This is a genomic window from Rhodoferax sp. GW821-FHT07G04 (assembly GCF_059418585.1).
Window position 1 is genome coordinate 879,615 of sequence record NZ_JBWKQD010000002.1, and the last position, 19,627, is coordinate 899,241.

At 59.8% G+C, this 19,627-nt stretch carries 19 protein-coding genes and 1 pseudogene; 13 read left to right on the plus strand and 7 right to left on the minus strand.

Features of this window, described 5'->3' with window-relative positions; genetic code table 11:
* Positions 1 to 1,145 (minus strand): annotated as a pseudogene (locus tag AC07OO_RS13225) (heme utilization protein); the annotation flags it as partial.
* A 298-nt stretch (positions 1,146 to 1,443) separates the two neighbouring features.
* Here AC07OO_RS13225 and fliB point away from each other — a divergent pair.
* Positions 1,444 to 2,682 carry a flagellin lysine-N-methylase gene (gene fliB / locus AC07OO_RS13230; RefSeq protein WP_495082565.1) on the plus strand — a complete coding sequence of 413 codons (1,239 nt, stop codon included), beginning with the start codon at positions 1,444 to 1,446 and terminating at the stop codon, positions 2,680 to 2,682.
* Between the two features lies 1 nt (position 2,683).
* On the opposite strand, the gene AC07OO_RS13235 is transcribed toward fliB, so the two are convergent.
* From AC07OO_RS13235 to AC07OO_RS13250, 4 genes are all read right to left on the minus strand, one after another.
* Positions 2,684 to 2,983 (minus strand): flagellar protein FliT, encoded by a 300-nt coding sequence (locus AC07OO_RS13235; protein ID WP_495082566.1) that lies wholly within the window; start codon positions 2,981 to 2,983, stop codon positions 2,684 to 2,686.
* A gap of 1 nt (position 2,984) precedes the next feature.
* Positions 2,985 to 3,401: a flagellar export chaperone FliS gene (gene fliS, locus AC07OO_RS13240; RefSeq protein ID WP_495082567.1), complete on the minus strand. Its 417-nt coding sequence runs from the start codon at positions 3,399 to 3,401 to the stop codon at positions 2,985 to 2,987.
* Between the two features lie 144 nt (positions 3,402 to 3,545).
* Positions 3,546 to 4,979 carry a flagellar filament capping protein FliD gene (gene fliD, locus AC07OO_RS13245; RefSeq protein WP_495082568.1) on the minus strand — a complete coding sequence of 478 codons (1,434 nt, stop codon included), beginning with the start codon at positions 4,977 to 4,979 and terminating at the stop codon, positions 3,546 to 3,548.
* 129 nt (positions 4,980 to 5,108) lie between these two features.
* Positions 5,109 to 5,906 carry a flagellin N-terminal helical domain-containing protein gene (locus AC07OO_RS13250; RefSeq protein WP_495082569.1) on the minus strand — a complete coding sequence of 266 codons (798 nt, stop codon included), beginning with the start codon at positions 5,904 to 5,906 and terminating at the stop codon, positions 5,109 to 5,111.
* Between the two features lie 344 nt (positions 5,907 to 6,250).
* Between AC07OO_RS13250 and AC07OO_RS13255 the strand changes: the two genes are divergently transcribed.
* The 7 genes from AC07OO_RS13255 to AC07OO_RS13285 all read left to right on the plus strand — a co-directional run bounded on the left by AC07OO_RS13255 (position 6,251) and on the right by AC07OO_RS13285 (position 11,730).
* Positions 6,251 to 7,060, plus strand: a complete 810-nt coding sequence (locus AC07OO_RS13255; RefSeq protein ID WP_495082570.1) for a flagellin N-terminal helical domain-containing protein — start codon at positions 6,251 to 6,253, stop codon at positions 7,058 to 7,060.
* Positions 7,061 to 7,461: 401 nt separating this feature from the next.
* Entirely contained in the window at positions 7,462 to 7,788 is a 327-nt protein-coding gene (gene flhD, locus AC07OO_RS13260; protein ID WP_479608414.1) for a flagellar transcriptional regulator FlhD, read from the plus strand.
* A 33-nt stretch (positions 7,789 to 7,821) separates the two neighbouring features.
* The gene (flhC, locus tag AC07OO_RS13265; RefSeq protein WP_495082571.1) at positions 7,822 to 8,358 is read left to right on the plus strand and encodes a flagellar transcriptional regulator FlhC; all 537 of its coding nucleotides are present in this window, start codon (positions 7,822 to 7,824) and stop codon (positions 8,356 to 8,358) included.
* A gap of 220 nt (positions 8,359 to 8,578) precedes the next feature.
* The gene (gene motA, locus AC07OO_RS13270) at positions 8,579 to 9,439 is read left to right on the plus strand and encodes a flagellar motor stator protein MotA (protein WP_495082572.1); all 861 of its coding nucleotides are present in this window, start codon (positions 8,579 to 8,581) and stop codon (positions 9,437 to 9,439) included.
* Positions 9,440 to 9,457: 18 nt separating this feature from the next.
* Positions 9,458 to 10,402, plus strand: coding sequence for a flagellar motor protein MotB (motB, locus tag AC07OO_RS13275; RefSeq protein WP_495082573.1), 945 nt, complete (start codon positions 9,458 to 9,460; stop codon positions 10,400 to 10,402).
* 61 nt (positions 10,403 to 10,463) lie between these two features.
* Entirely contained in the window at positions 10,464 to 10,853 is a 390-nt protein-coding gene (gene cheY / locus AC07OO_RS13280; protein ID WP_495082574.1) for a chemotaxis response regulator CheY, read from the plus strand.
* 184 nt (positions 10,854 to 11,037) lie between these two features.
* Entirely contained in the window at positions 11,038 to 11,730 is a 693-nt protein-coding gene (locus tag AC07OO_RS13285) for a class I SAM-dependent methyltransferase (protein WP_495082575.1), read from the plus strand.
* On the opposite strand, the gene AC07OO_RS13290 is transcribed toward AC07OO_RS13285, so the two are convergent.
* A complete protein-coding gene (locus AC07OO_RS13290) occupies positions 11,717 to 12,766 on the minus strand; it encodes a glycosyltransferase (protein ID WP_495082576.1) in 1,050 nt (349 codons plus the stop codon). The genes AC07OO_RS13285 and AC07OO_RS13290 overlap by 14 nt on opposite strands.
* A 167-nt stretch (positions 12,767 to 12,933) precedes the next feature.
* Here AC07OO_RS13290 and AC07OO_RS13295 point away from each other — a divergent pair, with 167 nt between their 5' ends.
* Genes AC07OO_RS13295 through AC07OO_RS13315 form a run of 5 tightly spaced genes read left to right on the plus strand, consistent with a single transcriptional unit; the run spans position 12,934 to position 19,129 of the window.
* Positions 12,934 to 14,082, plus strand: coding sequence for an EscU/YscU/HrcU family type III secretion system export apparatus switch protein (locus AC07OO_RS13295; RefSeq protein ID WP_495082577.1), 1,149 nt, complete (start codon positions 12,934 to 12,936; stop codon positions 14,080 to 14,082).
* A gap of 2 nt (positions 14,083 to 14,084) precedes the next feature.
* On the plus strand, positions 14,085 to 16,166 hold the full coding sequence (gene flhA / locus AC07OO_RS13300) for a flagellar biosynthesis protein FlhA (RefSeq protein ID WP_495082578.1): 2,082 nt from the start codon (positions 14,085 to 14,087) through the stop codon (positions 16,164 to 16,166).
* On the plus strand, positions 16,163 to 17,614 hold the full coding sequence (flhF, locus tag AC07OO_RS13305; RefSeq protein ID WP_495082579.1) for a flagellar biosynthesis GTPase FlhF: 1,452 nt from the start codon (positions 16,163 to 16,165) through the stop codon (positions 17,612 to 17,614). The genes flhA and flhF overlap by 4 nt, the downstream gene beginning before the upstream one ends.
* Entirely contained in the window at positions 17,607 to 18,413 is an 807-nt protein-coding gene (locus tag AC07OO_RS13310) for a hypothetical protein (RefSeq protein WP_495082580.1), read from the plus strand. The genes flhF and AC07OO_RS13310 overlap by 8 nt, the downstream gene beginning before the upstream one ends.
* Entirely contained in the window at positions 18,413 to 19,129 is a 717-nt protein-coding gene (locus tag AC07OO_RS13315) for an RNA polymerase sigma factor FliA (RefSeq protein ID WP_495082581.1), read from the plus strand. Before AC07OO_RS13310 ends, AC07OO_RS13315 begins: the two co-directional genes overlap by 1 nt.
* Positions 19,130 to 19,212: 83 nt before the next feature.
* Here the strand turns inward: AC07OO_RS13315 and AC07OO_RS13320 are convergent, their stop codons facing one another.
* Positions 19,213 to 19,593 carry a hypothetical protein gene (locus AC07OO_RS13320; RefSeq protein ID WP_495082582.1) on the minus strand — a complete coding sequence of 127 codons (381 nt, stop codon included), beginning with the start codon at positions 19,591 to 19,593 and terminating at the stop codon, positions 19,213 to 19,215.
* Positions 19,594 to 19,627: the final 34 nt, after the last annotated feature.

Here is a 19,627-nt window from a genome sequence, read left to right on the forward strand (position 1 = left end):
GAGGTCAGTGCAGCCACATCACGGGTTTCCATGGCGGCCACTTGGTCGGTGGTCAGCGAGGCGACCTGGTTGGTCTTGAGCCCAGCCACTTGGTCGGTACGCAGGGCAACGACCTGGTCTGTGGTCAGGCCTTTGTTGATCTGGTTGGTGGAGAGCGCTGCCACACCGGCAGTCGTCAGGGCCGCTACGTCGCGGGTTTCCATGGCGGCGACGCCATCGGTGCTCAACGCGGCGACCTGATCGGTCTTCAATGTTGCGACTTGGTCCGTACGCAAGGCGACAACCTGGTCCGTGGTCAGCGCTGCCACCCCAGCAGTTGTCAGTGCAGCGGTTCCAGCGGTTGTCAGTGCAGCAATTTGGTCCGTCGTCAGGCCCTTGCTGATCTGGTTGGTGCTCAACGCGCCTATGCTGGCCGATGTCAGTGCCGCCACGTCGCGGGTTTCCATGGCAGCGATGCCATCGGTGGTAATTGCCGCAACTTGGTTCGTCTTGAGGGAGACAACCTGGTCTGTGCGCAAGGCCACGACCTGGTCGGTGGTCAGGGCGGCAACGCCGGCCGTGGTCAACGCAGTGACACCGGCCGTAGTCAACGCAGCGATCTGGCTGGTGGTCAGGCCCTTGCCAACCTGGTCAGTGGTCAAAGAACCTATGCTGGCCGAGGTCAGTGCAGCCACGTCACGGGTTTCCATGGCGGCCACTTGGTCGGTGGTCAGCGCCACGACCTGGCCCGTCTTGAGGGCAGCCACTTGGTCTGTGCGCAGAGCAACAATTTGGTCCGTCGTCAGACCCTTGCTGATCTGGTTGGTGCTCATGGCACCAACACCGGCCGTGCTCAGTGCCGCAAGGTCGTTGGTTTCCAACGCAGCGATTTGGCTGGTGGTCAGCGCCACCACCTGATCCGTCTTGAAGGCCGCCGCCTGATCCGTGCGTAGCGCGACGACCTGGTCGGTCGTGAGTGCCGCGACATCATTTGTCGTGAGCACCGCAATGAACTTGGTTTGAAGGGATGAGAGCTGATCCGTTGTAAACGCTCGCATCTGATCCGTCGTGAGCACCTGGTAGTCTGACGTCGTCAAACTATTGAGTTGGGTCGTGGTCAAAACTGCGATGTTCGCAGTACTCATTCCCAGGAAAGGTGAGGACATGAAAAATTCTCCTACGAGGAGCTGTGCCTACACGAAATAAGCAAGCCCACAAAGCCACTAACGGAATACCAGTATCCAAGAACTATCGGCAAGAGCGTTACAAAATTAAACAACTAGTCGGTGTTATTTCCTGGATTCGAAATACCCCCAGCGTGCTTGCAGCTGGTAAATACAAGGGTAAACCCTAGGTTTTGCCAACAAACCGAAAAAGCGCTCGGTTCAGCTGCCAATTCGGGGCCCCTGGCAAGGACGTTCAGCCCTACCATGGGTGGATCACATGGCATCTCGGACTCAAAACGTGACCCACAACACTACGCAGCCCCCCAAGTACCTGACCAGTGCCATGCTGGTCCCCAAGTACGTGACCCAATTCCAATGCCTGGGCGGGGAGTGTCCAGACACCTGCTGCTCCACCTGGTCCATCCACGTGGACAAAGACACTTTTCAACGCTACCGCCGCGAAGTGCATCCCGCACTCAAACCTCTGCTGAAGCAGTACCTGGTGCAAGAGGACAAGGACTCCTACGCCCGACACGGCAAACTCAGCCTCAGGCCATCGGACTCCCACTGCGGCTTGCACTCCAGCGACGGCCTATGCCCCATTCAGCAGACGCTGGGGGAGGATGCGCTGTCCGACACCTGTTACATCTATCCGCGCTATGTCGTGCAGTTTGGAGACCGCTTCGAACAAAGCCTGACCTTCTCCTGCCCAGAGGCAGCCCGACTGGCATTGACACAAGAAGACGCCTTTGAGTTTGTGAGCGCAGACTTCACAACCCGGCTAGCCACCACACCGGTTGTGAGTTCGGTCAGAGGCTACTCTTTGGAGGCCATGGACGAAGTCCGCGTGTTCTTGATTCAACTCTTTCAAACGCCGGATCTGTCGAACACTGAGCGCCTGGTTACCGCAGGCTGGTTGTGCCAGCAGTTGGACGCGCTTGTCACAGCGGGCACCCAGGCGAACGTTGCGACCCTGCTCGACGACATGCGGGCCATGGTGGAGAGTGGCAGCATCCACGCCACCGTGGATCAGCTCAACAAGCAGCAGGCCACCAGCGTGACCCTGTTCGCCGTCTTGTTCGGCACGAAATCACCGGACGAAGCCCGCGGCAACCAGCGCGACCTACTGGACCAGGTGCGCGCCGGGCTGGAAATCACCGGCGATTTGTCGCTTATCAAAATATCCGACAACTATGCGCGTGGCAGAAAACTGTTGGCGCAAGACGGTGGTGTTTGCGAGAAACTCGTTTCCAAGTACCTGCTCAACGATCTGATCCGCGAGACATTCCCGTGGACCCAGGCAACGGCCATGGAACACTACCGCAGACTGTTGACGCGCTATGGCATTTTGCGCCTGATGCTGGCCGGCGCCGCCGCGCATCACAATAGCGTGCTCGACGCGCCAGACATCATACGAACCATCCAGGTCTTTTGCCGCATCTACCAGCACAACGCGGCATTTGCCAAGCGGGCTGAAGGGCTTCTGGTCAAGTCCGAGTGGACGCAGCTAGACCGGCTTTACGCCCTGCTGCATTGACTCAATGGAGGTAGGGCGGATGCTCGGCCGTTGCAGCGTCCAACTGCTCCAACCACGGCTCCGCCAGGTAACGGATCTGCGCATCATTGGACAAAATGCGCCGCATGATGCGGGCTTTCTCGCTGCGCTGCTCGGGCAGCAATTGCTCTGAGCGGCTGCGCTCACGCAACTGCGCGATCAGCACGGCGCAAACACCTTCACAACGCACCACCTGCTCCCAATCCTGTGACTTGGCCGCATCCAGCATTTTGAGGCTGCTTTCCTCGATAGACTTGTAATAGTCAATCAGCATCTGTGGCATCTCAGGCTCCCGCTTGCATGGCGTATTGGGGCATATTGGCGACTTCGGACTTGATGTCGCTCCAAGCCTGTGCCAGGGGCTGTATCAGGCGGATGACCTCTTCCACCTTGTTGATGTCATTGCGCAGATTAGCTTCGGACAACACAACGATGCAGTAGTCATACAGCCCGCGCAGGTTGGCGGCCAACTCCCCACCCTTGGCGTCGTTGAGGCCAGCCTTGAGTCCTTCTTCAATCAGTCGTACGGCGCGTGAAATGGCCTTGCCCTTGCCGGGAATATCCCGGGCCTGCATGGACAGCTTGGCGGCGCCCAGGGACTGCATCAGCGCCTGGTACAACAGCCCGACCAGCTGGTGCGGATCGGCGCCCGCCACAGCAGTTTCAACCCCTACATTTCTATACGCATTTGCGGAACGCATGTTGACGGATGTGTACATTTTTGAGTCTCTTGTGGCTGCTTGATACAGTATCTATCGGCCGCCACACCCGCAACTCAAGGGCTATCTTTACAGGCTTGTTGGGAAATTTGCCGCGGCAAACACCCGGAATACGGTACTTAAGAACTAGCTGGCCTTGTTCCACTGGGCCAGTTGGGCTGTTACATAGGAACTCAGGCTGGTCATCTTGGCCATTTGCGCGTCCAGGGCCGAATACTGCGCGCGCAGCTGCTTTTCAACCACGGCTGCGTGGTCATTGACCCTGTCCTGCTCGTCTCCATTGCGGGTGATGGCACCCTGCAATGCACTGGACTTGCTGGTGACCCTACCATCCGACGCGATCAGGCCTTTGGTCAGATCGCGCAGCTTCAGCGCAAAGCCATTGGTAGCGCTATTGGCGTTGTCGGCTGTGAACAAATTTTGCAGATTGCTCATATCTGACATGGCGGTCGTGAGCTTGGTCGTGTTGAGTTTCAGCGACCCGTCCGCCTGCTGCTCCAGCCCCACCTCGGACAAACGCGCAAAAGTCGACCCCACGCTGTTGGAACTGATGACTTTGCGCATCAGGCTTTGCAAGCCCACGGTCGTCGAATCGCCCTGCAAAACACCGGACACACCGCCAGGAACATACTTGGTCGCATCCGCCAGGGTCTTGCTCAGCGCCGAGTAGGCATCCGCAAAGGTCTGGATATTCTTCTGCACGGCCGTCTTGTCTTGGGCCACGGAGATTTGCACCGGCGAGCCAACCGCCGTGGTCTGCTGCAAATTGAAGGTCACACCGGCCACCACATTGCTCACCACATTGGTGGCCGACTCAATGGCAACCCCGTTGATCTTGAAGGCCGCATTCAAGCCCGACTGGCTGGACTCCATGCCCGAGGCGGACTCCGAACCATTGGCCAAGGAGGTAAACGACAGGCTATCCAGCGCCGCAAACCCGCTGTTCGATGAAATGGTGAACCCTGCATCGCTCCCGGTGGTGGTGGATTGCAACGACAAGCGTTCGGTGTTGCCGCTACGCAGCACGGTAGCTTTTACCCCGGCGTTCTTGGCGTTGATGGCGTTGGCAATCGCGGTATAGCTGTCGGACTCATTGACATTGACCGTCACGGCCGCAGAGGCTCCGGCCACGAAAGGCCCCGCTCCCGTGGCGCCCCAACTGCCCAACTGAATGGTCAGCACGCCGGTCCCAGCGCCCGCACCCAGCGACGCCCCCACGGCCAGGCTGCGCGAAGCCGTGGTCTGCGCCTGAGCCAGGCGGGTCACGTCCAAACCGAAAGCCGTCGTGGAGGCTGTTGACCCTGCGGTAACCGTCACAGCCGCCGTATTGGATGATGTGGCCGCCTGGGCAGACCAACTGCTGGCAGAGGCCAGGGTGGTGGCCGCATCCTGCAGCGCAGAAACCTGGGATTTGATCGTGCCGTACAGCGACAACTGCTTCTGCAGTGCCGTGGCCTTGGTCTGCAAGGGCTGCAAAGGCTGTTTCTCGATCGCAACCAACTGCGACACGATACTGTTGACGTCCAGCCCACTCCCTACGCCTGGTGATGAAATTGCCATCGCGGCCTCCTATGGGCAGTTTATAGCCCGATATCGCTATTTTCAAAACGCAGAAAAGCGGCGTTGGCCTGTGCCAAACGCCGCTGCCGCGAGCGGGAGGGGCGCAAAGCCCCCACCCTTGCGCCGCGATTACCGCAGCAAGGCCAGCACACCACTGGGTCCCTGGTTGGCCTGCGCCACCATCGCCGTACCAGCCTGTTGCAAGACCTGGGCTCGCGTCAGGTTGGCCGTTTCCATCGCATAGTCCGCATCGACGATACGGCCATGGGCAGCTGCCGAGTTTTCTGCCGAGACCCGCAGATTGGCGATCACGCCTTCAAACCGGTTTTGCGTAGCACCCCAGGTGGAGCGTGCCGTGGTCACTGCGTCGATGTCGGTGTCAATCTTGGCGATTTCGGCGTTGGCCGTCGTGGTCGTGGTACCCAACGTAGTGGATGTTCCCGTGTAGGCCGCGCCAGTCACGGAGATCTGGTCAGCGGTGTTGGCACCCACTTGGAATGCGTAGGTGGTTGCCGCAATCACTACGTTGCCGTTGAATTTGGCAGCGCCGGTGATACGGGTATTTTCAGCCACCAGCACAGTGAACTCAGCGTCCAGATTGGTAACGTCCGTTGTGGTGTTCGTGCCGTTGGACGCCTGCACTGCCAGCTCACGCATGCGTTGCAGGTTTTGCGAGATAACGCCCAAGGCGCCTTCAGCCGTCTGCGCCAGCGAAATCGCGTCGTTGGCATTGCGGATGGCCACGTTCATGCCACGGGTCTGGGCATCCATACGCTCGGCGATGGCCAGACCGGCGGCGTCGTCCTTGGCGGTATTGACACGCAAGCCTGAAGAGAGGCGCTGCATGGAAGTAGCCAGACTGATGGACGTCGATGCCAGGTTGCGCTGGGCATTGATCGAGTTGATATTGGTGTTGATTCCTGCCATTTTGATTCTCCTAAAAATCTTAAAAACCAGGCATCACTGCCCTTTACATAGCCAACCCCAAGGCTGGTCGCCATGACCGGGGCATCGGCAAAGACACCTTCTGGTCGACGAGCCCCTGAACCAGAACCCGTTGGATTTGTTTTCGGACAAACCGGGCCAAGACTTAAGGATTAATTGCAAAAGAGGCGTCTGGAGCAACGGAAATGGCTTGGTTTTCCCGGTTTTATCCGGGAAATGAAACATTCAAGTTTCCCCACAATTTGCTAACCGTGTAGCCAAGTCGGCAAGTGAGCTGACTCCAACCGGGAATTACCCCGGGCTCAACAGCTTTTAAGGAGCGCCTTATGTCAAGCAGTATCAATACCAACGTTGCGTCGCTGAACGCGCAGCGGAATTTGTCGAGTTCGGCACTGTCATTGACCACGTCGATGCAGCGGCTGTCCTCCGGTCTGCGGGTCAACAGCGCCAAGGACGACGCTGCCGGCCTGGCGATCGCGGAGCGCATGGATGCGCAGACCCGCGGAATGAACGTGGCCATCCGCAACTGCAACGACGCCATCTCCATGGCGCAGACGGCTGAAGGCGCCCTGGGAGCGCTTTCGAACAATCTGCAGCGCATGCGCGAACTGGCTGTGCAGGCCGCCAATGGCACCAATACCGCGACCGACATCGCCTCACTGGACCAGGAATACACGCTGCTGAAGGCCGAAAACGACCGCGTGATCGCCTCCACCACCTTCAACGGACAGCCCCTGTTGAGCGCTGCGGTTGCCGCGCAATTCCAGGTGGGCGCCAATACCCTGGATGTGATCACCGTCAACGTGCCGACCACAACCACGACATCAACTACGCTCGGCACCACCAATGCAACCGCATCGGCCGAACTCGCCAACCTGGACACCGACATCAATACCGTCACCAGCATACGTGCCACCTGGGGTGCATCGCAAAACCGGTTCGAGCAGGTCATCTCCAACCTGCGCGTTTCGGCAGAAAACTCTGCTGCTTCCCGCGGCCGCATCATGGACGCGGACTATGCTCAGGAAACCGCCAACCTGTCCCGCGCCAACATCCTGCAACAGGCAGGCACGGCCATGGTGGCCCAGGCCAACCAAATGCCGCAAAGCGTGCTGGCACTGCTGCGCAACGGCTAAGTACCGCAACCCGGTCGCAGAGCCGACACTTCGGTGCCGGATCCCAAGACCCGCCAAGCCCCAGAGGCTTGCTATTGCACTATCTAATTAGTTGGCCCGCCTGCGGTCCCACTGAACTGGATGGTTGTGTGCGTAAATTTCGCACTCAAGTTCTTGTCGCCCATGCCGATAGAGAGCCAAGACAGAGGCTTGAAGTGACCCGCCATCGCGCTACACGGTACAGCTTGTTGAGCGTTCGTTTCTCTGCGTCTTCTTACATCTTGTAGGGCATCTTCCTACAGGAATTTTGTGCTTTTCCGACGGCCGGATTAGCCGAAGTCTGATTTAAGTTTCTGGCACTCCAGCCCAGAATTCGCTCCATGGTGATTCACACGAATTGCCGCTCATACCAGGAGCCCGACATGACCAACGAACAGTTGTTGAACGAAATCCGCGAAGCCAACATGACCTATCTCATGCTGGCACAAAACCTGATCCGCCAAGACAAGCCCGAAGCCCTGTTCCGCCTGGGCATGTCGGAAGAGTCCGCCGATCTGATCGGTGCGCTGTCCCCCGCCCAGATCATGAAGATCGCCTCCGGCAATATGCTGCTGTGCCGCTTCCGTGTGGACGACGACATGGTGTGGAATTTGTTGACCAACCACTCTGTCAACAAGGTCGACAACGACGCCACCACCAAGCTGCATGCCAGCATCCTGATGGCCGGCCGTTACGCCGAAACCCTGTAAAACCTACCGCCCCTTTCCCCTCGGAGCAATACCATGGCCACCAAAAGCGTTTTGAACGATTCCAAGCAAGTTGAGCGCGCCGTCGCGTTGATCCGATTGGGCGCCCGCTTGCAAGTGTTGGAGAGCGAAACCGACCTCTCCTACGAACGCCTGTTGCGGCTGTACAAGGAAGTGGCCGGCCGCTCGCCCAGCAAGGGCCAGCTCCCCTTTTCCACCGAGTGGTTTTTGACCTGGCAGCCCAATATCCATGCTTCCTTGTTCCAGAACACCTATGAGTACCTGACCAAGGTCTGCGCCATGGATGACATTGACGCCATCATGAAAGCCTACCGCCTGTACACCGAGCAGATCTCGGCCTGTGCCGTAGAGCCCCTGCTGTCGGTGACGCGGGCGTGGCGTCTGGTCAAGTTCATTGACAACAATATGCTGTCCATGACCAAATGCAGCAAGTGCGGCGGCCACTTCGTCAGCGAAGCCTATGAGAACAGCCGCCACTTCGAGTGCGGCCTGTGCAGCCCACCCGCCCGCGCCGGCAAGGGCGCTGCCGGTGGTGGCATATTGCTGCACTGATTACTACATAATTAATAGCAACATACTCAATAACGACGAGGGCTAGAAGGCCATTTTTCTTGCACAACTTTGCAAAAACCCCATTTTAGGTAAATAGGCTCACAAAGCCCGGTCAAATTTCTCAAGCACATTGGGACTGCGCCGATATGATAGTGACAGGCCATCAAAAGCCCGTCTATTCAACCCTTGAAGCCACCGGCTTCCCTGTCACAATGCGCCTATGTTCGTAATCGTCGGCTGGCTCGTCATTTTGGTGTGCGTCTTCGGCGTGTACATCTTCCACGGTGGCAACATCATGGTGATTCTGCACGCCCTGCCCTTCGAATTGATCACGATTGGCGGTGCAACGGTCGGCGCCTTCCTGGCCAATAACCAGATGAAGGTGGTCAAGGCCACGGTCAAAGGTCTGGGCGCCTGCTTCAAGGGCAGCAAATACACCAAGGCCCGGTACATGGAGCTGATGGCGCTGATGTACGACATCCTCCAGAAGGCCCGCAAAGAGGGGCTGATGGCGATTGAAAAAGACGTGGAGGAGCCCCACGAATCCGAGCTGTTCAAGAAATACCCCGCCGTCGGCCATGACCACCATGTCGTGGAATTCATCACCGACTACCTGCGCATGATGGTCTCGGGCAATCTGAACGCCCACGAAATCGAGTCCTTGATGGACAGCGAGATTGAAACCCACCACCATGAAGAACACGCCGCCGTGGCCGCCATCCAGCGGGTCGCCGGCGGTCTGCCGGCCTTCGGTATCGTCGCGGCCGTGCTGGGCGTGGTGAACACCATGGGCTCCGTGGGCCAACCACCAGCCGTATTGGGCGGCATGATCGGCTCGGCGCTGGTGGGCACCTTTTTGGGCATTTTGCTGGCCTATGCCTTTGCCGAGCCCTTGGCCGGCGTGCTGGAGCAAAAGGTCGAAGAAGCCGGCAAGGAATTGCAGTGCATACGCACCACGCTCTTGGCCAGCATGCAGGGCTACAACCCCTCCACCGCAATTGAATTTGGCCGCAAGGTTCTGTACTCTACGGAACGCCCCACCTTCGTCGAGCTGGAAAGCTATGTGAAGGGCAAGAAATAGGACCATGGACACCTGATCATGGCTGGCGACGCCAAAAAGCTACAGCCCATCATCATCAAGCGGGTCAAGAAAGGCGGCCACGCTGCGCATGGGGGCGCCTGGAAGATTGCCTACGCCGATTTTGTGACCGCCATGATGGCGTTCTTTCTGCTGATGTGGCTGCTGGGTAGCACGTCGGAGGGCGACAAGAAGGGCATCTCCGACTACTTCCAATCACCGATGAAGGTGGCCATGCAGGGCGGCAGCGGTGCCGGCGCCAGCAGCAGCGTCATCAACGGCGGTGGCAGTGACCTGACCCAAAGCACCGGCCAAGCCAAGCGCGGCGATGGCGCAGACCGCAAGGCCAAGCGCATGTCCGGCGAGCAAAAGAAGATTGAATCCGCCAAGCGTGACGCCAAGATGCTGGCTGAGCTCAGCGCCAAGATCGCCGGCGCCATATCGAATAACCCCAAGATGGCCGAGTTCGCGTCGCAGATCCGGCTTGAGATCACACCCGATGGCCTGCAGATTCAGATCGTGGACGACCAAAAGCGCCCCATGTTCGACAGCGGCAGCGCCACGCTCAAGCCCTATATGCGCGACATCCTGCGGGAAATCGGCACGGCCTTGCTGGGTGTGGAAAACAAAATCAGCCTGGACGGCCATACCGACCGCAGCGCCTACGGCAATGCGGGCAAGGGCTATAGCAACTGGGAGTTATCGGCGGACCGCGCCAATGCATCACGCCGCGAGCTGGCCAATGCCGGCATGCCCGAAGACAAGCTGGCCAGGGTGGTGGGCATGGCGTCCAGCCTGCTGCTGGATCCTGCAGACCCCTTAAGCCCCAGCAACCGCCGCATCAGCATCCTGGTGATGACCAAAGACGCGGAAGAAAGGCTGCTGGGCGGCCTGCGCGTGCCGGTGGACAATGGGGGGGAAACGGAAACAACGCAGGCCGCTGCGGTTGCGCAACCAGCCCATTGATTCCATGCAAAATTCGGTGATACTTAGCAATATGCAAAAATCACCCGGGAAAGGGTAATCCATGTCAAAAGAACTGCGCTTTTTGGTCGTCGATGACTTCTCCACTATGCGGCGCATCGTGCGCAACCTCCTGAAGGAGAGCGGTTTTGTGGATGCAGACGAAGCGGAAGACGGCTTGGTGGCCCTGCAGAAGCTGCGCAGTTCCACCTTTGACTTTGTCGTCAGCGACATCAATATGCCCAATATGAACGGGTTCCAGTTGCTGGGCGAAATCAAGAAAGATGACAAACTCAAACACCTTCCCGTGCTCATGGTGACGGCGGAGGCCCGCAAGGAAGACATCGTGCTGGCAGCCCAACAGGGCGCTGCAGGCTATATCGTCAAGCCCTTCACCAAAGCCACACTGGAAGACAAGGTCAACCATATCCTGACCAAGACCGGTTTGAAGTAAGCCAATAGCTACTAGTCAGCAGGGTCGCCAGAACGCACGTCCGCAACCCTTCGCAATGCACAACCCGCCACAGGCCCCTTCGCGGCTCTGCACGCGCTTTCAGTCTTGCCCCTTATGCAACAGCCATGCTGTTGAATTGCTGCGCACGGCAGACTGCAGTCAGCACCCGCTGTGGCAAAGCGGCTTGCCCACGCAGATTCGGTGGATGCATTGCACGCAGTGCGAACACATCTACAGTGAAGACTATTTCAATGCGGAGGGGCTGACGCTGCTCTTCAGCCAAGGCAATGCCTCACAAATCGGCGTGCAAGATATGGACCGTGAGCGCTACCGTTGGGCTCCCTCCGTAGAGCGTGTACAGAAGCATTTGGCAGAGCCCGCTTGGCTCACTGGCGCCAGTGTGTGGCTGGACGTTGGCTGCGGCGCTGGAGGCCTGGTGATCACTGCCGCAGAGTATGGCTTTGTCGCCATCGGCATGGATACACGGCAAGCCGCCGTTGAGAACCTCACCACGCTAGGGTACAACGCCACCGTAGGCGACCTCTCCACACTGGAGGTCAGCGACCCGGTGCAAGTGGTTTCGTTAGCCGACGTGCTCGAACATGTCCCATTCCCCCGCGATGCACTGAAGCGCGTCCATGCAGCCTTGGAACCAGGCGGCTTGCTGATGGTGTCCTGCCCTAATCTGGATTGCGGTTCCTGGCGAAAATCCAATGCTGAGGGCATCAATCCTTATTGGGGCGAAATTGAGCACCACCACAACTTCAGCCGTGCCTCTCTGATGCGCCTGCTGGCCCAGGAAGGCTTTCACCCAGTGGACTACAGCATCAGTCCACGGTACAAATCCTGCATGGAAATCGTCGCTAAGCGGGTTTAGCCGACCCAGCGGCAAGCTCCCGGTACCGCCTGGCATCTTCGCCCCGGCCCAACCCTTCATACAAGACCGCAAGGTTGGTCGCCGCCAAGTGGCTGCCCCGGCCATGGACCGCCCCCTCCAGATCGGGGTTCTCACCAATTTCCAGACAGCGTAGCCAGCTGGCCTCTATGAGTGGCATCAGCGCATCGGCCTGCGCCGGCATTTCGCAGGCCCAGTCCAGCAGCAGGTCCCCCAGCACAAACCAGTAGTCCGGTGAATGCTCCCACAGCGCCATACGGGATTCGGCCAGTTGCATCGCCTCGGCGTGCTGCCCCGTCTTCTTCAGTGCAAACAGCCAGCGCAGCAACAAGTCATGCGCCAGCGAAAGCCCCGTCGGCAGGGCTTGGTCCGCTTGCGCGAAGTAGCGGGCCGCAGCGCCGAACTCTTCATAGACCGCATGGTCCTTGCCGATCTGGTACATCAAGTAACCATCACCCGGGTTCTCAGCCAGCGCCATCTGCAGCAGCCTGGCATTGCGCCCTTTCTTTCCGGCCATGGCCTGCTGGCGGTAGCCGCTATGGGAAACGCGCACTGCCATTTTGCGCACCGCCAGTTGGTGCACCGGGGCCTCGTGGATGCGTCCCACATAGCGCACCGTCTTTGGCAACACACGGGATATCCAGCTGGACGCGGAGGATCCCCGACCATTGGACTCGAAGGCACTCTCCACCTGGATAGCCCCCACAAAATCGGGACGCATTGTGCGCAGCGCTGCGAGCGTTGGCCCACCGTCTACAACGAGCTCGTCTGCATCCAGCACGACGTTCCAATCGGCACCCGCGAGAGACAAGGCGTGATTGCGGGCCGCCGAAAAATCATCCACCCACGTGAAGTTCCCAACTTGAGCCCCAGCTGCCTGCGCAAGGCGCACCGTATCGTCGACGGACCCGGTATCAACCACGACCATGCGATCCACCCAGGGCCGGGCGCTTTCCAAGCAGCCCCGAATGGACGCGGCTTCGTCGCGGACGATCATGACCAGGGCAATGGAGAACATAGACAGGTAAGCCAGCCCGCGGGTTTGGCGAATCGGGGTTTTGACAACCCATTATCGGACTGACGAGTGCGACCGCCGTGGCGGAAATTGGGGGAGCATCCCCCCCCTTTTCAGCCTTTAGTTTTAAGCCTTGCTCACGACAATGGTGGGAACTCTCAAGCCCCACCATGGAATCAGGCAGTCAAGATCGCAACCTACCAGCCTCCGAGCGCAAGCTGAGGAAGGCGCGCGAGGACGGTCAGGTTGGCCGCTCGGAAGACCTGTCCCATCTGGCAGTGCTGGGTGCCGGCGCCGTCAGCGTCATGCTGCTGGCCCCTATCCTCTTTAACCGCCTACAGCACAGCATCAGCAAACAGCTGTCGTTCGATGCCGCTGCCGTGATGCAGACCGGCAGCATGCTGACCCGCCTGTCCGACGCCACCAGCATTGGCGTCGCAGGCTGCGCTGCCTTCGCCACCATCATCACCGCGGCCGCCATCCTGGCTGCCGTAGCCTCTGGTGGCTGGGTGAACAGCTTGAAGCCGCTGATGCCCGATCTGAGCCGCCTCAACCCACTGTCGGGCTTCGGCAATCTGTTCACGAAGAAGAAGCTGTGGTCTGTGACCAAGATGGTCATCATGATGGCCATTCTCTTTACCATCGCCGCCATCTTCCTGCGCTCGGGCATCCAAACCGTATCGTCGTTGGTGCTGCAACCGTCCAGTTCAGCCATACGCCACCTGACCGACTGGCTGACCACTGGCATGGGTCTGCTGCTGCTAGTCGTGTTCCTGGCGGCTCTGGTCGATGTGCCCTTGCAAACCTTGCTGCACAAGAGCGAAATGAAGATGTCGCACCAAGAAGTCAAGGAAGAAGGCAAGGAATCCGACGGCAACCCGCAAATCAAGGCCAAGATACGCCAGAAGCAGCGGGAGCTGGCCCAAAAGAACAGCGTCAACGCAGTCCCCAAGGCCGACTTTGTGGTCATGAACCCGACCCACTTTGCGGTCGCCATCCGCTACGACGAAAAGACTATGGCCGCGCCCCAGGTCATCTCCAAGGGCTCCGACCTGCTTGCCATGAAGATCCGCGACATCGCCAAGCACCACGCCATTCCAGTTCTGCAGTCTCCCATGCTGGCACGCGCGCTATATGCCAACTCAGAACTGAACGAAGACATTCCCTCCAGCCTGTACACGGCCGTGGCGCAGGTCCTGGCTTACGTCTACCGTCTGCGGGCCGCCATGCGGGGCGAAGGGCCGATGCCGGGTGAGCTGGCACAACCCTTTGTACCACCAGACCTTGATCCCTTTAGCAAAACCATCAAGGCGGCTTAGACATGAATGCCCCATTCAAATCGCTGCAGCAGTGGTTCGGCAACAATACCACCGTGATCCAGGGCGCCTCGGCGCCTCTACTGGTGGTGGCCATTCTGGCGATGATGGTCTTACCTCTGCCGCCGCTGCTGCTGGATGCGTTCTTCACCATCAACATCGCCGTAGCGCTGATGGTCATGATGGTGGCCGCCTACATGATCCGCCCGTTGGACTTTGCAGCCTTCCCTTCGGTGTTGTTGCTGACCACGCTGATGCGCCTGTCGTTGAATGTTGCATCGACCCGTGTGGTGCTGCTGGACGGCCACACCGGACCTGGCGCCGCCGGTGCGGTGATCGAGGCCTTTGGCCACTTCCTGATTGGCGGCAACTTTGCCGTGGGCTTGATAGTGTTCGCCATCCTCGTGGTCATCAATTTCGTCGTGGTCACCAAGGGCTCCGAGCGCATTGCCGAAGTGTCGGCCCGCTTCACATTGGATGCCATGCCCGGCAAGCAGATGGCCGTCGACGCCGACCTCAATGCCGGCCTGATTGACGAAAAGGAAGCCAAGCGCCGGCGGGCCGAGGTGGGAGAAGAGGCCGAGTTCTTCGGTTCCATGGACGGTGCATCCAAGTTTGTGCGCGGCGACGCCGTGGCCGGGATCTTGATTCTGTTGATCAATATCTTTGGCGGCTTCGCCATCGGCATCCTGCAGCACGATCTCAGCGCCTCGCAAGCGGCCAACACGTACATTCTGTTGGCGGTGGGTGATGCCCTGGTCGCGCAGATTCCTGGTTTGTTGATCTCGGTGGCAGCTGCCATGGTCGTGTCCCGCGTGGGCAAAGAGCATGACATCGGCAAGCAGATCGTCGGGCAGGTCTTTGTCTCGCCCAAGGTGCTCGGCATTACCGCGGCCATCATGTTCGTGCTGGGCGTCATTCCCAACATGCCGCACTTTGTGTTTCTGACGATTGCCTCAGTGCTGGCCTATGGGGCCTGGATGCTGGCCCACAAGCCGCCACCGGTGGACCCACAAACATTGGCCACGCCAGTGGCCACCGATGGCGAGGCGTCGTGGGACGACTTGCAACCCGTCGACCAACTGGGCCTGGAGTTAGGCTACCGGCTCATTGCCTTGGTGGACAAGACACGCCAGGGCGACCTGCTAACCCGCATCAAGGGTGTGCGCCGCAAATTTGCGCAAGAAGTGGGTTTCTTGCCCCCGCCCGTGCATGTCCGCGACAACCTGGAGCTCAAGCCCAGCGGTTACCGCATCACGTTGCGCGGCGTCATTGTGGGCGAAGGCGAAGCCTTCCCCGGTATGTACCTGGCCATCAACCCGGGCGGCATCACCACGCCGCTGATCGGCACAGCGACGACCGACCCAGCCTTTGGATTACCCGCCCACTGGATCGACGAGCAGCAGCGGGAAACGGCGCAAATGGTCGGTTTTACCGTGGTTGATTCCGAGACTGTGATGGCCACGCATTTGTCACACTTGATGCAGGTTCAGGCCTCCAAGTTGCTGAGCCGTACAGAGACCCAACAGCTCGTTGAACACGTTGCAAAACTGGCACCCAAATTGATCGAGGAAGTGGTTCCCAAAATGGTTTCCGTCGCCATATTCCAGAAAGTGCTGCAGCTGCTGCTGGATGAGTCGGTCCATATCCGCGACATCCGCACCATCATCGAATCCATTGCCGAGCACGCCACCACGACCAGCGATCCGGTGGAGTTGGCCAAGCGCGTGCGCGTGGCCCTGTCGCCGGCCATCGTGCAGCAAATCTATGGCCCCACACGCGAATTGAACGTGATCGCCATCGACCCGGGTCTGGAGCGTTTGCTGGTCCAGGCACTGGGCAGCGCATCCGGCCCCGCGCTAGACCCCGGCGTGGCCGACATGCTGAGCCGCAGCGCGGCAGAAACCGCGATGAAGCAGGAAGAGATCGGCGTGCCGGCCTGCTTGCTGGTACCCGACCAGATCCGCGGCGCCATTGCCCGCCTGGTGCGCCGCGTGGCACCCCGTCTGCAAGTGCTGGCGCACAGTGAAATTCCAGAAACCCACACCATTCGGATCGGCCCGATCCTCAGAGGCGCAACACCATGAACATCCAACGCTTTACCGCCCCGACCTCCCGTGAAGCGCTTGCCAAGGCCCGCATGACCTTTGGCGACGGCACACTGATCCTATCCAACCGCCCTACTGAAAACGGTGTGGAAGTGGTGGCCACCGCCGAAGACACACTGGCCGCGCTGGACCAGGCGCCCAGCGCGCCCATCGCCAAGACCGGTGGCGGCAGCCCACAGGCACGCAGCACCAAGCTCCCCGCACCCGCGCCAGAGATAGCAGCCTCCAAGGTGGAGGATGACGCCGCGGAACTGGCGATGAGCACGCTATCCTTCCAAGACTATGTCCGTGAGCGGATGCTGCGCAAGCGCCATGAGACCAGCACCATCATCCCCGCGGACCCGCCCCTGCCCGCCGCGACCCCCGAGCGCCCCCGCACGGCGATGGCCGACCGCCCCGTCAGCAAGCGGGAAGCTCCGGCACTGAAGAGCGATAGCACCAGCAAGCCAGCCGCTTTGGCATTCCAGGCGACCGCACTGCCACAGGGCATCGTGGACGAGTTGCACGCGATGAAGGAGATGATGGAAGACCGGTTCAATACCCTGGCCTGGCTGGGTCAGGCACGCCAGAACCCCATTCAGGCCAACCTGATGCTCAAGCTGATCCGCTCGGGCTACTCCCCCAATCTGTCCCGCACGATACTGGAGCGCATGCCGGTGGAGATGAATGCGTCCGAGTCCATGCATTGGGTCATGGATGTGCTGGAGCGCAACCTGCGCACCGATGCCGATGGCCCTGCCGTTCATGAGGAGGGTGGAGTCTTCGCACTGGTGGGTGCCACGGGCGTCGGCAAGACCACGACCACTGCCAAGCTCGCCGGTCTGTGCGCCCGCACCCACGGCGCCGGCAGCGTGGGCCTGATCACGCTGGACACCTACCGCGTGGGCGCTCACGAGCAATTGCGCGCGTACGGCAAGATGCTGGGCGTTGTCGCCCACCTGGCCCATGACCGGGTCGCTTTACAGGACTTGCTGGGTCTGTTGGCCAACAAGAAGATGGTGCTGATCGACACCACCGGCCTGGCCCCCCGCGACCCCCGCAAGCATGAAATGATGGAGCTGCTGGATCTGCCCAACGTCAAACGCCTGCTGGTGCTCAATTCCGGCAGCCACGGCGACACGCTGGATGAAGCCGTCGCTGCCTTCAAGACAGCCGGCGTGCAACAGGCCATCTTTTCCAAAACGGACGAAGCCGTCAAACTCGGCCCCGCGATCGACGCCGCCATCCGCAACCAATTGGTGCTGCGCGGCATCACAACCGGTCAGCGCGTGCCCGAGGATTGGGAAACGGCCCACGCCGCCAAACTGGTGCGCCAATCCATGCGCACCGTTGGCATCTCCGCCTATGACCCCAAGGTCAGCGATCTGGGCTTCTATTTCGGCCAGCCATCGGGGCAGGCGGCCGCGAAGGGGCGCCTGGATGCTTGACCACTTTTCCAACCAGGCATCTGGCTTGATAGGACTGGGCTGCCAGCCCGGCCCGCGACTGGTTGCAATGGTCAGCCACGGCGACGAACGGGCGGAACTGCCGCTGCTATGGCAACTGTGCCTGGCCTTGGTCACTTTTGGCTATTCGGTCCAGGTGCTGGACGGCACTACGCTGGAATCCGAGGGCAACCCGGGGCTTGAGCAGCTTCTGCGCCACGCACACTGGGGTGATGAGGGCCAGCACGGTACACCGGCCTGGACGGTTCTTCCCTCTGCCAAAGGCATTCAATCGCTGATGGATGGGCCTGGCTCACGGGCCGACCGTCTGCGCGGATTGGGGGCATTTTTGCCGGCCGAGAGCATCGTGGTTTTGTACTGTAGAGTGGAATGGATGGCACGCCTGATGGATGACTTGCACGCCGAGCCTTTGTTGGCCGTATCGCCGGCCAAAGCCTCCCTGCTTACTGCCTACATGGCACTCAAACGATTATTGATAACTGGCAAACTAAAGCCTACCATCGTCAACATGCAACAAGACCCGCATCTGTTCGCAGCGCAGCAAGCATCCCCCGCCTCCGCCGGCTTGAGCGAATGCGCGAAGCGGTTTTTGGGCCACGAACTGAAGACCTTGGACATTGCCGAGCCACAGGGCGATGGGGCCCCTTCCGACGCCGTGCAGCGCCTGGCCTTGCGCATGTTGGAAAGCGCAGCCTCCTTGGGTGCCCCACCTACCCAGCGGGGGGCGATGCACCGGGTCACTACCAGGGGCCCTGTGGCCCAGTTTGCGGGGAGCCATTGATGTATACCGTGAAGGGGCAGCTTGACCGTTCCGCCCTGATCAAGCAATACCAGCCCCTGGTTCGGCGACTGGCCCACTATATGATGGCCAAACTGCCCGCCAGTGTGGAGGTGGACGACCTGATACAGGTCGGCCTGATCGGATTGGCCGACGCGCTGTCCCGTTACGAGGCCTCCCAGGGCGTGCAATTCGAAACCTTTGCCACGCAGCGCATACGCGGCGCCATGCTGGACGAATTGCGCGGCAACGATTGGATGTCGCGTGGGTCGCGTAAGAGCCAAAAAGAGATCGAAACCACGATGCGCCGACTGGAGCATCGCTTGGGACGCAGCCCCATTGAGTCCGAAATTGCAGCCGAGATGGGAATGAGCCTAGCCGACTACCAAGACCTGCTGGGCAAGGTGCGCGGTACCCAGTTGGTGTACCTGGAAGATATGTCGCGCAACGGCGAGGACGATGACAACTTCCTGGACCACCATGTCGCCGACAGCGAAGCCGACCCAATGAACCTGCTACGGGACCACCGCTTGCGGGAGTCCCTGGTGGCCGCCATCAAATCGCTGCCGGAGCGGGAGCAATACATCATGAGCATGTACTACGAACAGGACATGAATCTGAAGGAAATTGCAGCGGTTCTGGACGTCACCGAATCCCGGATTTGCCAACTCCACAGCCAGTCTATCGCCCGCCTCCGGGCCAAGATGCGCTCACACTGACAGCGAACGGGGCCTCGCGCAAGCAACGCGCGGCGCGCTGCGGCCTACGCCGCTTCGCCATATTCAACTGTAGAAGAGAAATTTCAGGCAGCAAGCACCGAGAAGGCGCCTGACTGGCGTACGGGTTTGCCGTAGGCACCACCACTGGCATAGGTGGATTTTTCGCGGGTGACAGGCACCACAATTTCCAGGGCTCTGTCTACGTAGGCCATTTGGCGCAGCAGATTTTCACGCAGGCTGGCGATACCGCTAGCCAGCTTGCGGATGCGCAGCGTCCGCTCTGGCGATCCCCACTGGTCGGCACCCAAGCCGTTTGTCATTTGAACCATTTGAACGGCCAAGCGCTGCAGGTTGGCACTGCCCGCCTGCAAAGCAGCCGGATCTTTGCCAACCAGGCTCGCCGTCAGTTCCTTGATTTGTGCTTCAAGACTGTCTATTTGCGTATCCAGAACGGAATGTGTCATGTCAGGGCCTTTGCATCCATGCAATATGCGCAGC